Annotated in this window: 10 protein-coding genes; 7 read left to right on the plus strand and 3 right to left on the minus strand. The window is 36.1% G+C overall.

What is annotated here, in order from left to right; genetic code table 11:
* Positions 1-206 precede the first annotated feature (206 nt).
* The 6 genes from ACGH6S_RS02300 to tkt all read left to right on the plus strand — a co-directional run bounded on the left by ACGH6S_RS02300 (position 207) and on the right by tkt (position 8,408).
* Positions 207-1,136 (plus strand): hypothetical protein, encoded by a 930-nt coding sequence (locus ACGH6S_RS02300; protein ID WP_411578672.1) that lies wholly within the window; start codon positions 207-209, stop codon positions 1,134-1,136.
* Between the two features lie 970 nt (positions 1,137-2,106).
* Positions 2,107-2,349, plus strand: a complete 243-nt coding sequence (locus ACGH6S_RS02305) for a ferrous iron transport protein A (RefSeq protein ID WP_065589913.1) — start codon at positions 2,107-2,109, stop codon at positions 2,347-2,349.
* Complete coding sequence (feoB, locus tag ACGH6S_RS02310; protein ID WP_411578671.1) at positions 2,346-4,673, plus strand: Fe(2+) transporter permease subunit FeoB; 2,328 nt, start codon at positions 2,346-2,348, stop codon at positions 4,671-4,673. The genes ACGH6S_RS02305 and feoB overlap by 4 nt, the downstream gene beginning before the upstream one ends.
* Positions 4,674-4,719: 46 nt before the next feature.
* Positions 4,720-4,992 (plus strand): FeoC-like transcriptional regulator, encoded by a 273-nt coding sequence (locus ACGH6S_RS02315; protein WP_411578670.1) that lies wholly within the window; start codon positions 4,720-4,722, stop codon positions 4,990-4,992.
* 321 nt (positions 4,993-5,313) lie between these two features.
* Positions 5,314-6,264: a transaldolase gene (tal, locus tag ACGH6S_RS02320; RefSeq protein WP_296301997.1), complete on the plus strand. Its 951-nt coding sequence runs from the start codon at positions 5,314-5,316 to the stop codon at positions 6,262-6,264.
* Between the two features lie 137 nt (positions 6,265-6,401).
* Positions 6,402-8,408, plus strand: a complete 2,007-nt coding sequence (gene tkt / locus ACGH6S_RS02325; RefSeq protein WP_411578669.1) for a transketolase — start codon at positions 6,402-6,404, stop codon at positions 8,406-8,408.
* Between the two features lie 182 nt (positions 8,409-8,590).
* Here the strand turns inward: tkt and ACGH6S_RS02330 are convergent, their stop codons facing one another.
* From ACGH6S_RS02330 to ACGH6S_RS02340, 3 genes are all read right to left on the minus strand, one after another.
* A complete protein-coding gene (locus ACGH6S_RS02330; RefSeq protein ID WP_411578668.1) occupies positions 8,591-9,979 on the minus strand; it encodes an MATE family efflux transporter in 1,389 nt (462 codons plus the stop codon).
* An 8-nt stretch (positions 9,980-9,987) separates the two neighbouring features.
* Positions 9,988-11,304 (minus strand): 30S ribosomal protein S12 methylthiotransferase RimO, encoded by a 1,317-nt coding sequence (gene rimO / locus ACGH6S_RS02335; RefSeq protein WP_194240428.1) that lies wholly within the window; start codon positions 11,302-11,304, stop codon positions 9,988-9,990.
* 329 nt (positions 11,305-11,633) lie between these two features.
* Complete coding sequence (locus tag ACGH6S_RS02340) at positions 11,634-12,560, minus strand: siderophore ABC transporter substrate-binding protein (RefSeq protein WP_411578667.1); 927 nt, start codon at positions 12,558-12,560, stop codon at positions 11,634-11,636.
* 167 nt (positions 12,561-12,727) lie between these two features.
* Here ACGH6S_RS02340 and ACGH6S_RS02345 point away from each other — a divergent pair, with 167 nt between their 5' ends.
* Positions 12,728-14,698, plus strand: a complete 1,971-nt coding sequence (locus ACGH6S_RS02345) for a TonB-dependent receptor domain-containing protein (protein WP_411578666.1) — start codon at positions 12,728-12,730, stop codon at positions 14,696-14,698.
* Positions 14,699-15,057: the final 359 nt, after the last annotated feature.

Genomic DNA, 15,057 nt, shown 5'->3' on the forward strand with positions numbered 1-15,057 from the left:
ACGAGGAACGTAATGCATTATCATTTTAGGCACAAGGCACAAGGCACAAGCACTGGCAAACCTATGTCTTAAATTTATCAAATAATCCTATTCGACGAGTTTTTACACAAAACTTATTTATATCTTCCAAATTATCTCTCAACGTATTATCGAAATTATCGCTCAAATCACCTAAAACAGCTTTGCTAGTATTAGCATTGTTATTATTGTCATCGTCATGGAATGTACAGGCGAATGGCAAAAAGTATCGAGCGGGTAATCGTAGTGATGCAATAATGCTACCAGAGTCGCCAGTTATCAAGTATGCAAGGCCGAATCTATTTTTGGGTAATGACGAATACGCAGGTCCAGCTGACATATGGAATCCTAAGAAGGGCTTTTTAGTTCAATCAATCAATCCTGAATCATACAGCCTAAATTTTCCGACTACAGGTGCGCATAATTTATATTTTGATTTACTCATAACAGGAATAGAACCAGAAGAATTGACATGGGCACCTGTCACGCATGAGGGAATTACTGCAACAGTGACAAATGTTGTAGCTAATAATGACTATTGGATTCCTTGGGAGGATAAGGGGGATTGGGGACAAGTTGTCGCCCGTGTTAAGTTAACAGGTCCAGAGGCAAGAAATCAATGGGATAATCCAAATCCTAGCCTAATTACTAAGCCACAGTTACCGCAGACGTTTGAGTTAGTGGGTAGAGATATATATGGCGTTGAGGTAGTAAAATATGGATTTGTATTAAGGCAGTGGTTCGTCAATCGGGGTGATCGATTGAAAACTTATAGTGACCATTTAGCATGGTGTAATAGTTTGGGTTATCGAATGCCACGGGTAAGAGATTTAACCAATGCAGTTTGTCCTGGTTTGGGTTCAGGAAGTTGGTGTCAAGGCTTAGTAGGCGCCACACCTAGTTCATCAGGTAATCATTACCAGCGTCACATAGGCGCTGGCTTTTTCACGGAGTGGGGCTCCATGTCCCACTACAACACTGATGTGGGCTTCATCAACTACTTCCACTGGACGAGCGACGCAGCAGGTAGCGAGCAGTTCGATGCCGACCCGGGCGATGGCGACGTCCGCTTCACCGTTGCCTTCAACGTCCGCCGTGTCGTTTGCACCGCACCTTAGCTTTTAGCATTTAGTTCTTAATCTGTATGAAAACGCCGAGTTGTTTACACTTCATAATTAAAATAATCCTCTAAAGACTCATAAGGCGTTTTGCCTGAAATCGCTTTATGGGGTTTAATGGTATAATAAAAATTAATAAAGCGTTTAAGTTTTTGTTTTCTATCTTTTGAATCGCTAAATATTTGCCGATTATGCCACATCGCAATTCAAAGTTTGTATCACTCTTTCGGCTTTCACATCGGTTTGACAGGTGGGATTGGTACATTTTTGCTTGATACAGCGATTATCACGCAGTTTATCTAAACAAATATTTATCTAACAAACAAAGACTGTCCAATTTTTGTCAAAAAGTTTCAGGAAAACACCGTGTTTAAGTAAAAAAACAAAAAAATCATGTTAATACTAGAAAATAATTTTTCTAGTTTGCTGTTTCGTTTGATTTATAAGTAAAGATAAACCTTTGGTATCAACCTGTAGCATTTTGCTTGGATAGGTTTTGTAATAGCGTTTAGCCAAATCAATGGCCGTCGTTTTTTCTTTATGATATAAACGCCATATCGCTTGCTGGTGATAAAGCGCTAATTTTGTTTTTTACGACTAATTATTACAGTAGTTTCTCAAATTACCGTAAACAATATTAGTAATATCTTACACATAAGACATCAAATAATATGATGCCTATTGAATTAAAAACACGAAAACAGGCAGCTTAATTTTCTACGTGAGAGTGTACTAAGTTTGGGGTATTTACATCGTGAGTATTTATTTTACCTATTTAGAAACACAACACAGCGAAGGTTTGTATTTTTTATTGTTTAATTATATTTACTATTTTTTTACTGTTTATTTATTTTTGTTGAGAATAATTCGCATTTTTACACTAAAAATAACTTCATTTCTTTCTAAAATATGTATTTTTAATTTTATATGATTATTTATATCAGCACTGTTGTCATTTTTAGGAAGCGTAATGTCATTTTTTACTCTTAACCAGTTACCTTTAGGCCACGAGGCGGTTATTACTAGGTTGTTACCCGAATCGTTACCTTTTCGTCGAAAGTTACTTGCAATGGGGATTACACCAGGGTGTAAGGTTCTGGTTGTGCGAGTTGCACCATTTGGTGATCCGATTGAAATTAAAATGCGTGGATTTTGGCTTTGTTTGCGTCGTAAAGAAGCACAAGCTATTGAAGTTATGGAGGTAAGTAAATGAAGATAGCATTAATTGGTAACCCTAACTGTGGTAAGACGACATTATTTAATTTATTAACTGGCTCAAAGCAACGTGTAGGAAATTGGCCTGGAGTGACTGTTGAACGTAAGACAGGTGTTTTTACTTATCATAATGCACAATATGAAGTCGTTGATTTGCCTGGTACATATTCGATCGAACCAGACCCACTTAGTGTTTCACAAGATGAGCTTATCGCACGTCAGTTTGTGTTGTCTGATAGTGATAGTGTTATTATTAATATTATGGATGCAACTAATTTGCAACGTAGTCTGTATTTAACTTGTCAGTTAATTGATTTGCAAGTGCCAATGATTGTTGTATTAAATATGATGGATGCAGTTAAAGCCATGGGCGAACAGATTAATGTTGATATGTTGTCAACACTGTTAGGTTGCCCTGTTGTGGCATTATCATCAACCCAAAAAATGGGGCTATCGTGCTTTTATCAACAAATCGAAAACATGGTAATCACGCCACAAGTAGCTCAACCGTCGATTGATTTGCTTGGCGATGATCAGCAAGCGGTGATTAATCGTTGTATTTGTGAGTTACCAGATGATAGTGTTGTGCATCAATTCAATCGTTGGCAATTGATGGATGCGTTATTAGATGATTCGCGTTATAACTTACTCGAATGCGAAAAAGAGATGTTTGCAAACTGCCGTTCATTGCTTGCAAAATGGTGTGATAATGAAATTGATGTGGCGCTTGCTAGTGCACGTTATGATACGATTGATACAATTTGTAAGAAAGTGATTGATAAACCACGTGAACTTAGTCGTCGATTTTCAGATATATTGGATAATATTACTTTAGGGCGTATTACTGGTATTCCGTTCTTTTTACTCGCAATGTATGCCATGTTTATGCTAGCAATTAATTTTGGGGCTGTGTTTATTGATTTTTTTGATGTGCTGTGTGGTACTATCTTTGTCGATGGCACAACGCAGTTACTTCATGCTATCAATGCACCGAATTGGCTTACGGCTGTTTTAGCTAATGGGATTGGCCGCGGCATTCAAACTGTTTCAACTTTTATTCCTGTCATTGGGGCGATGTTTTTTTGTTTATCTTTTTTGGAAGATTCTGGTTATTTGGCGCGAGCAGCAATGGTAATCGATCGGCTGATGCGTTGCATTGGTTTGCCGGGAAAAGCATTTGTGCCAATGTTAGTGGGATTCGGTTGTGGTGTGCCAGCCATTATGGGCACGCGAACGTTAGAAAGTACACGTGATCGTATTATGTCGATCTGTATGATTCCTTTTATGTCATGTGGAGCAAGATTGCCGGTGTATGCTTTATTCGCTGTGATATTTTTCCCTAAAAATGCTTCTTTAGTGGTGTTTGCCTTATATTTGCTTGGTGTAGTTGTGGCAATGATAACCGGATTTATACTTAAATTTACGCTATTAAAAGGTTCATTAACACCGTTTATTATGGAAATGCCAGTGTATCGTATTCCGACTTTAAGTAGTCTAATTAGTTTAACTTGGCAACGTTTAAAGTCGTTTATTTTTAAAGCAGGTAAAGCCATTGTGTTGATGGTAACAATATTAAGTATGCTTAATTCATGGGGGAGTGATGGTTCGTTTAGACACGAAAGTTCGCAGGACTCTATGCTTTCTGTTGTTAGCCAAACAATCACTCCAGCATTTGCACCAATGGGGATTAAACACGATAATTGGCCCGCAACGGTGGGAATTTTTACGGGTATTTTTGCTAAGGAGTCGGTGATTGCAACGCTTAATTCGCTTTATTCGATGGGCGATGACAATGAGCAAGCAACCAAGTCATTTGATTTATCACAAGGGATTGTAGATGCGTTGGCAACGATTCCTAAGAATTTAGTTGATCTATCAGATGCAGTATTAGATCCACTAGGGTTTAATACAGTTTCACAAAATATTGATTCACTTCAGTCTGATTTGGATGTAAATTCGGTAACAATTTCTCAAATCAAGGGCGCTTTTGGTTCGTCTTCGAATGCGATGAGTTATTTGATCTTCATTTTACTTTATACACCTTGTGCTGCTGCATTAGGAGCTGTGTACCGAGAGGCTGGTTTTAGATGGATGATATTTGTGGCAATTTGGACTTTTACTATCGCATGGCTAACAGCAACGATTTATTATCAATTTACTTTGCTTGGGCATTCTACTATGGCAGGTTGGTGGCTTTTGGGATGTAGTGTATTTATTGTTGTAGCACTATTGTTTATGCGTATTTTAGGGCGATATTCATCATTTAACCAACAAACGGAACCGAATCTACAACAGTGTAAAGAATCATCATGCTGTCAGTAAGTAGCTGGCTAGCTAATTTGTAAAAATATAGATAGAGAAAAGATTTGTGATTTTTCGTAACTTTAATTATCGGATTATTGCTATGTTAATAACGTCGATTCGTGATTATGTACAATTAAAAGGCCGTGTACCATTGCAAGATGTTGCACGCCATTTTCGTTTACCTGAAAGTGCAGCTGAGCAGATGTTAGGGTTTTGGATTAAAAAAGGGATGATAAAGCTCATAGTACAAGATCAGCTATTGTTTTGCCAAACTAATAAGTGTCACTCTTGTTCAAACTGTCACTTAGCTGGTAATGTTGAATATGTTTGGGTTTAATTGAATCATGAATCAGTAACTTTTTACATTTATAATGTGTTGTCAATTATTTTGTTGCATCATAGATAAATGATGCTAATTAACGCTGATTTGATTTTGTGATTAAATTCACAGAATTAATTTTATTTGTATGGATAAGCTAGCAAACATGGATAAGTGATTCTATATTATCAGAGTCTGAGGCTACATTTTATGTTTTCAGCCTGTCTGATTTTTGACAACAAGATAGATTAATGACCACCTCATGACAAAGTCGTTTTATTGTTGAATAAATGTTATTATACTTTCATTATAGTAAAACGTTGTATGAGGATAAAATGTATGAGTCAATTAGATGAATTTAAAAAATTAACTGTAGTGGTAGCCGATACTGGTGATATCGATTCTATTAAGCAGTTTTCCCCCGAAGATGCAACAACCAATCCTTCCCTCGTTTTGAAAGCAGCGCAACTTCCTCAATATCGTTATTTAATTGATTCTGCAGTTGAAACTGCGAAAAAAATTGGTGGCAGTAAAGAACAACAATTAGTTAATGCGTGTGATCAGGTTGCAGTTAATATTGGCGCCGAAATTTTAAAAACAGTTCCTGGTCGTATTTCGACCGAAGTGGATGCTCGTTTGTCTTTTGATAAACAAGGATGTATTGAAAAGGCACGTAAAATTATTGCACTTTATGAAGAAAAGGGTATTGATAAGTCACGTATCTTAATTAAAATTGCTTCAACTTGGGAAGGTATTAAAGCGGCTGAAGTGCTAGAAAAAGAAGGGATAAACTGTAATTTAACTTTGCTATTTTCGTTCGCACAAGCACGTGCTTGTGCTGAAGTAAATGCATTTTTAATTTCGCCTTTTGTGGGCCGAATCTATGATTGGTATCAAGCTAAAAAATCAATCGAACCTTATGTTGCGGATGAAGATCCGGGCGTAATTTCTGTGCGTAATATCTTTAATTATTATAAACAACACGGTTATAAAACTATTGTTATGGGGGCTAGCTTCCGTAAGGTCGATCAGATTTTAGCATTAGCAGGTTGTGATAGATTGACAATTTCGCCTAACTTACTGGCCGAAATGCAACAATCAAATACGCCTGTTGTACAGAAGCTCAATCCAAATCAAACCATAGTTGCTCGTCCTGCGCCAATGACTGAGGCCGAATTTAGATGGCAACATAATAGCGATGCTATGGCAGTTGAAAAATTAGCCGAAGGGATTCGTGCTTTTGCCGTAGATCAAGGCAAATTAGAAGATATGATTGGCGCATTGTTATAATCATATAAAACAATTGGGGAGTATGCTCCCCATTTTTATGCTATTTTCTTTCGTTAATTTAAATAACGATTTTGCAAGTGATGTTAACCTTGCAGGTATTATCAAATTTAAACTCAAAATTTTTTGGAGATGATGACATGAATGCAACCACACTATCTCACCGCGAACTGGCGAATGCGATAAGGGCATTAAGCATGGATGGCGTGCAAAAAGCAAAATCAGGCCATCCTGGTGCGCCAATGGGTATGGCGGATATGGCCGAAGTACTTTGGCGTGGCTTTTTAAAACACAATCCAACCAATCCTAAATGGGCTGATCGTGACCGCTTTGTTTTATCAAATGGTCATGCATCTATGTTGATTTATAGCCTATTGCATTTAACTGGTTATGATGTGACGATTGATGATCTTAAAAATTTCCGTCAGTTGCATTCAAAAACTGCAGGACACCCTGAATATGGTTATGTGCCAGGTGTCGAAACAACCACAGGTCCACTTGGGCAAGGTATTGCCAATGCTGTAGGTATGGCAATTGCAGAAAGAACATTAGCGGCACAATTTAATAAAGCAGGTCATACAATTGTTGATCACCATACTTATGTGTTTATGGGCGATGGTTGTATGATGGAAGGAATATCGCACGAAGTGTGTTCATTAGCAGGCACATTAAAGCTAGGTAAACTAATTGCATTTTATGACGATAATGGAATTTCAATCGACGGTGAGGTAGAAGGTTGGTTTACTGATGATACCGCAAAACGTTTTGAATCTTATGGTTGGCATGTTATTCGTGGTATTGATGGGCATGACGCTAAAGCCTTAAAACAAGCGATTGAACAAGCGCAAGCAGTAAGTGATAAACCATCACTACTAATGTGTAAAACGGTAATTGGTTTTGGTTCGCCAAATAAAGCAGGTAGCCATGAAAGTCATGGTGCACCTTTAGGTGATGCTGAAATTGAAGCAACCCGTAAATCATTAGGTTGGAATTATCCTGCTTTTGAAATTCCTAAAGATTATTATGATGCTTGGGATGCGAAAGCAAAAGGTAAACAAGTAGAAGATGAATGGAATGCTCGTTTTGATGCTTATGCTAAGGTCTATCCTGAATTAGCGAAAGAATTCAAACGTCGTGTTAATGGTGATTTGCCAGCAAATTGGACTCAAATCACTAACGATGTAGTGAATAAACTACAAGCAAATCCAGCAACTATTGCAACTCGTAAAGCATCTCAAAATGCTATCGAAGCATTTGCGCCAGCTTTACCTGAATTTTTAGGTGGTTCAGCAGATTTAGCACCAAGTAACTTAACCATGTGGTCAGGCTCTAAAGAAATTTTAGCTAATGCTGATGGTAACTATATCCATTATGGTGTGCGTGAGTTTGGTATGTCAGCAATCATGAACGGTATTGCTTTACATGGTGGATTTATTCCTTATGGTGCAACATTCTTAATGTTTATGGAGTACGCACGCAATGCCGTTCGTATGGCTGCGTTAATGAAAATACGTTCTTTATTTGTCTATACTCATGATTCAATCGGTTTGGGTGAAGACGGACCAACGCATCAACCCGTCGAGCAAATGGCAAGCTTACGAGTTACGCCAAATGTGAGTACTTGGCGCCCATGTGACCAAGTGGAGTCAGCTATTGCTTGGCAGTATGGTATTGAGCGCAAAGATGGTCCAACTGCATTAATCTTCTCAAGACAGAATTTAAAACAACAAGAACGTACAGCTGAACAATTAGCCAATGTCTATCGAGGCGGTTATATCTTAAATGATTGTACTGGTACTCCAGAGTTGATAATTATTGCTACTGGTTCAGAAGTAGAACTTGCAGTTGAAGCTTATCATCAACTTACACAAGCGGGTAAAAAAGTGCGAGTTGTGTCAATGCCATCAACTGATGCGTTTGATAAACAAGATAGCACTTATAGAGAGTCAGTATTGCCATCATCAGTGACAGCTCGCCTAGCTATTGAAGCTGGTATCAGCGATTACTGGTATAAATATGTTGGTCTTAACGGCAAAGTCGTTGGCATGACAAGCTTTGGTGAGTCAGGTCCAGCTGATCAACTATTTAAAGCATTCGGCTTTACTGTTGAAAATGTAATAGCTCAGGCAAATAGTTTATTGAAATAGTTAATTTATTATACTAAAAAACACCATCAGTGAAAGTATTGATGGCGTTTTTTTATTTAAATAATGAGTATTAATCAAAAGGATTAACCCATTTTTTGTTTAATTATTGAAAATTCAATAATTGGTTATTATAAAAATGTAGTTAATCCTTTCTATATTATTAAATTTTTATATAGATGATTTTACTTTGATGCCCATTCTAAAATAACTTCAACGGGTTGTTTTTGAATATAGATCATCCTAGCTATTAATAGTAATGCCGCAACAGCAAGTCCTGATATAATACCTATCCAAAAACCAGCTGCGCCAATTGGTTGAATGATTAGGTCGGTTAATCCTAAAACATAACCAACTGGCAATCCGACTACCGAATAAGAAAGTAGAGTAATAAAAAAAATGCTTTTAGTGTCTTTATAACCTCGAAGCACATTACTAGCTACTACTTGTAAATAGTCAGACGCTTGATAAATAGCGAGTAAAATAATAAGTTGCATACAAATAGCAATTACAGCATTTTCTTGTGTAAATATGGTGATGATTTGTGAACTAAAAATAACTAAAATTAATGCAACTATAATGGCGATTGCTAAGGATATGGCTAAACTAATGTAAGAAGTTTGTTTGGCTAAAACTGGTTTTCTTTTGCCCAGTAAATAACCGACACGAATACTAGTAGCAACCCCAAGAGATAATGGAATAGCGAAGGTTAAACTGCTGATGGTGAATATAATTTGATGTGCAGCAACGGTTATTTGACCTAATGGGGCAATTAATAATGCAATCACAGCAAATAAGCTCATTTCAAAAAAGTAAGCGAGAGCAAGAGGAGTACCAAGCACAACAATTTTTTTGATTATAGCAAAATCAACTAGTTTGGTGATTGGTGTTAGGCGAATGTCGCGTTGGCTTGCGCTAGTGAGTGTATATAAGCGTATTAATATAAACATGAGCCAAAAGATGATTGTCGCTGTAATGCCACAGCCGACCCCACCAAAAGCAGGTAAGCCTAATTTTCCATAGATTAAAACGTAATTAATTGGAATGTTGGCAAGAAGGGCAATGAATATAATCACCATGGCTGGCTTTGTGTTTGATAGCCCTTCACATTGATTGCGGTAGACCAAGAAAAGCAAGAATGCTGGCACACCCCACATTATGGCACGTAAAAATTTGGTTGCCACGTCCATCATTTCTGGATCAATAGGGTGATCGTCCGAGCTTCTTAAGTTTATTATTAGGTCGGAATGATAGAGAACTAACATCATAAGCACTGATAATACCAATGCGATGACAACGCCTTGCCGAGTATGATCGGCAACTTGGTTTCGTTTAGCTGCACCATTTAGGTTTGAAATAATTGGCGTTAAAACAGTGAGTAAACCTTGCCCAAATAAGATGGTAGGTAGCCATATCGAGACAGCAATGGCTACCCCAGAAAGTGCCGTTTTACTATAATTGCCTGCCATGATAGTATCAACAAAGGTGATCGCAGTTTGCGATACTTGCGCAATTAGCACCGGAACTGCCAATTTAACCAGATTTTTTACTTCGTGTTTATAATGTTGTTTCATGGTGTTAATTAACGTTTAACCGTTCCCCATAGATCGTACTCATCGGAATGCTCAATGTTAACCTGAACAATATCACCGACTTTGACTTGGTTTTCTTCGTTTAAATAAACAACGCCGTCGATTTCAGGGGCATCAGCCATACTACGACCTATTGCACCTTCACCATCAACTTCATCAATAATGACAGCTAGCGTTTTGCCAATTTTGGCTTGTAATTTTTGCGTTGAGATTTTTTGTTGTAGTTGCATAAAGCGATCAAAACGTTCTTGTTTTATTGCTTCAGGAATTTGATCGGCAAGTTTATTGGCTTCAGCACCTTCTATAGGACTGTATGGAAAGCAGCCAACGCGATCTAATTGCGCTTGTGATAAAAAGTCGAGCAGTAATTCAAAATCTTGTTCTGTTTCGCCGGGATAACCAACAATAAAGGTTGAACGTAACGTGATATCAGAACAGATTTCTCGCCATTTATGGATACGTTCTAAGGTTCTTTCAATGGTTCCAGGTCGTTTCATTGATTTTAAAATTGTTGGACTTGCGTGTTGTAATGGCACATCTAAATAAGGCAAAATTTTACCATCTGCCATTAATGGAATTAGATTATCGACACTTGGATAAGGATACATATAATGCAATCTGACCCAAATTCCCAAACTTGATAATTGTTCGCAAAGCGTTTGAATATCAGTTTTTAATGGCATTCCATTCCAGAAACTGGTCCTGTTTTTGATATCAACGCCGTAAGCTGAAGTGTCTTGTGCAATAACTAATAATTCTTTAACACCACTGTCGGCTAGACGTTTTGCTTCATCAAGTACGTTACCAATAGGGCGACTAATCATTTCACCTCGTAATGATGGAATAATGCAAAATGTACAACTATGATTACAACCTTCAGAAATTTTTAGGTAAGCATAATGTTTTGGTGTTAGTTTTATACCTTGTTGGGGGACTAGACTGGTAAATGGATTATAAGCAGGTTTTGGTGCATATTTATTAACATGATTTAGTACCGCTTCATAGCTGTGTGGACCTGATATTTCAAGTACTTTTGGGTGTACAGTCCTAATTTGATCTTCTTTGGCACCAAGGCATCCAGTTACAATGACTTTGCCGTTTTCATTAAGAGCTTCGCCGATTGCTTCTAGAGATTCTTGCACTGCACTGTCAATAAATCCACAAGTGTTTACAATGACTAGATCGGCATTGTCATAGCTAGGTACGACTTGATAACCTTGTGTACGCAGTTCGGTTAAAATTCGCTCAGAGTCAACTAAATTTTTAGGACAGCCAAGGCTCACAAATCCAATTGTAGGGGGTAACATATTCATAGTATTTATAATAGTGTGTTATATTAAAGAGGTATTGTTTGAGAATTCAATAAACTATATTTGTTAATTATCGTTTACAAATCAAAATAAAGTCGGCATTTTATCACATTTCATCATAGTTAATATACCGATTTTCTAATTTCAAATTTACATTAACAATGCTTTGGCTTATCTATTAAGTATTAGTAATAACTCGGAAAGTAGTTCGTTTGAATAAAAAGGATTATTTATTAAGTATTTCTCTGATATTTATCAGTATAAAATAAAGCCTTTATTGACAATAAAGGCTATTTAAAAAATAGAAAGTTAACAATCAAGTTATATTATTTTAATGCATTAATGATTTCGTCAATTTGACGATCTATGCTTTCAGCACCACCACCCGACAAATACCAAAGATCAGGAGTTAAATAAACAACCTGTGTTTTGCTTTTGTTTAATACTTTTTGTGAAAAAAAGTGCTCAGCCATACCTTGATTGCCGATTGCTTTGCTACGATCAACAACAAAAATAATATCAGGTTTGACTGATTTAATGTAATTATCATCAATAAAAATTGGTTTTGGTTTGCCTATTAAGTTATTTGCGGGCATAACGGTGAGTGGTACCGCTCGTTTAACATCTAGTACATCGTGAATCAATGCCGCGCTTGAGCTTGAATTGATAAGAATCATCTTCCCATCGTTATGAATAGCAACAATAGCTTTTTTAGAACTAGCTTCGGCTACTGCTCGGGCATGTTGAATTTTTTCATCTAATGACTGAATAATATTATCAGCTTTACTCTCTGTGCCTGTAATATTTGCCAGTAGGTGGATATGATTTTTGGTTGATTCAACATAATTTTGGGCGTTAACACTTAAATTAATGACTGGTGCAATTTTAGATAGATCTTCAGTTTTACTAGCTTGACGGCCATCAATAATAATTAAATCTGGCTTAACTTGTCTGATTGCATCAATATTGGGTTCTTTCATATTGCCTGTATCGGTAATTGATGTTTTGTTAAATTGTTGCAAATAAGAAGGGATAACTGATAGTGGAGTTGCAACAACTATCGAACCTTTACCTAGCGCCTCTAAAGTATCTAATGCCCCATAGTTCATGACAACAACTTTTTCGGGCAACTTAGGAACTTGTACCGTTTGGTTGTTGGCAGTTACACTCATTGTTGTCGTTGATTGGCAACCAGTTAAACTTAATATAATCGATGCAATACTACTTAAAAATATCTTTTTCTTTTTATTCATCTCAATTTTCCTGTTTTTATATAAATGATAATTATTATCATTTAACAAAAAGGATTTGTCTAGCTATAAATAATTTTTTAAAGATATTGATAATCATTCTCATATAGTGTAGTCTTCATATATCTTATAAATCTATAAATGTCATTATAAATAATAGGGTTATAACAATGAAAGCAAAAAAGAAGATTAAATTGGCTACAAATGTCATTAATACTAGTATTTTGTTGTCATTATCGACAGCTGCTATAGCAGCTAGCAATTCAGATACTGACACCATGGTTGTTACTGCATCGGGGTTTTCTCAACAAGTCAAAGAAGCACCGGCTACCATTTCGGTAATTACACCAGAAGAAATTGAAAAAAAACCTTATCGTGATGTCACAGATGCGTTGAAGGATATTCCTGGAGTAAATATTACTGGTGGTGGTGATTCTACTGATATTAGTATTCGAGGCATGGATGCCAAATATACCCTAATATTAGTAGATGGCAAAAAGGTTAGTACCCGCGAAACAAGACCAAATAGTGATAATTCAGGATTTGAACAAGGATGGTTACCACCATTAACGGCAATTGAACGTATTGAGGTTGTGCGAGGCCCTATGTCGTCATTATATGGTTCTGATGCGATGGGAGGGGTTGTTAATATTATTACCAAAAAAGTGTCAAATAAATGGCAAAGTGGTATACGTTTAGAATCGGTTATTCCTTATCGTTCAAAAGAAAAAGATACATATACTGGCAGTTTTTCGACCATGGGACCGATTATTGATGACGTTTTAGGTATACAACTTTATGGGCAGTATTCAAATCGTCATGAAGATAAATTTCTTGCTGGTCATGCAGGACAAAAATTACGTAGTTTAAATGGTAAATTGTCTTTAAATGCTACAGACACACAAAAATTTGATCTCGATTTTGGACGAGCTTTACAAAATAGTAATGCAACTGCAGGAAAAACAAGAGATAAATCTAGAAGTGATTTTAATAGAGATAATAGACGAAATACGTTTGCTTTAACACATAATGGTTTGTTTGGTGATGTCTCTACAACTTCATTTGTCTCTTATGAAGGAAATAATAACCCAAAAAGGAACATGAAAATTCGTAATACGGATGTAGATACACGTGTTACTATTCCTTTTAGTATTAACATGCTGACTTTAGGCGGAAAATATAATTATCAAGAGTTGCATGACGAAGGAAATCAACTAAAAACGACATTATCTAAAATTGATCGTTGGAATTATGCGTTATTTGGAGAAGATGAGTTACGTATTTTAGAAAATTGGAGTTTAACATTAGGATTACGTTATAACAAAGATGAAAATTATGGTAGCAACTGGAACCCAAGAGTTTACAGTGTGTGGAATATTGATGATAACTTTACGTTAAAAGGCGGTTATTCTACTGGTTATGCTACACCACAATTACGTTATGTGGTGACGGATTGGGGGCAAGTTACTGGTGGTGGATATTCTGATGGTGTAATTATTGGAAATCCAGATTTAAAACCAGAAAAAACAAATAATTTCGAAATTGGTTTAGGTTATACCAATGATTATGGTATTGATGCCTCTGCAACTGCATTTTACACAAAATATAAAGACAAAATTCAATCATATTATATTTGTAATCGTAAAAAAGGAAGCAAGTGCTTGTTGAATGGTTATAGTAAAAAGTTTGACTTTATACAAGGCCGTGAAAATGTTGGCAAAGCTGATCTTAAAGGCTTTGAATTTTCATTTAAAACGCCTTTATTTACTGATTTCCTATTAACATCTAACTATTCTTGGACAAAAACAGAACAAAAAAGTGGGCAATTTAAAGGACGATCTTTAAATCGAACCCCTAAACAAAAATTCAATACTCAATTAGATTGGTATGTCAGCCAACAATGGGATTTATGGACAAAAATGGCCTATTATGGCATGGAATCGTCTAATAACCGTGATGGCACAAAAGTTGAATATCCTGGTTATACTTTCTGGGACATCGGTGCATCTTATCAAATACATAAACAAGCTAAGGTTTATGCTGGTGTTTATAATCTATTTGATAAAAATGTAACTAACGATGATTTTGGTAAAACCTTAGAAGGTAGACGATACTTTGTTGGGACTGAGGTTAATTTTTAATCACTAAGTAAATTTAATTTTGTCTATAATTTTAAGGCGGCTTTTTAATATAGCTGCCTTTTTAATGATATTATTCAATTAAATATTATTTAATCTGATCTTACAATTAAATTTGTGTATTCATTTATTTATAAATTGCTTAATACGGTAATTTATTAAAAAATGGACATATTCATCCAAAACAAGAAAAGTGAAACGAGTCGGTTTATTTTAGAAAAGTTAATTGCTTTCTTCAAATGATAGATAGTAAAAATTTAGGATGGAACATTGCACTTATTTGTAGTGCTATTAATTGCGATTTATAATCAAATGAATTAAGTTTAATAATTAATTGTTCAGTAGCTTTTCATTGTACTAGG

It is taken from the genome of Gilliamella sp. BG3 (assembly GCF_046635605.1).
In the GTDB taxonomy this organism is placed as follows: Bacteria; Pseudomonadota; Gammaproteobacteria; order Enterobacterales; family Orbaceae; genus Gilliamella; species Gilliamella bombi.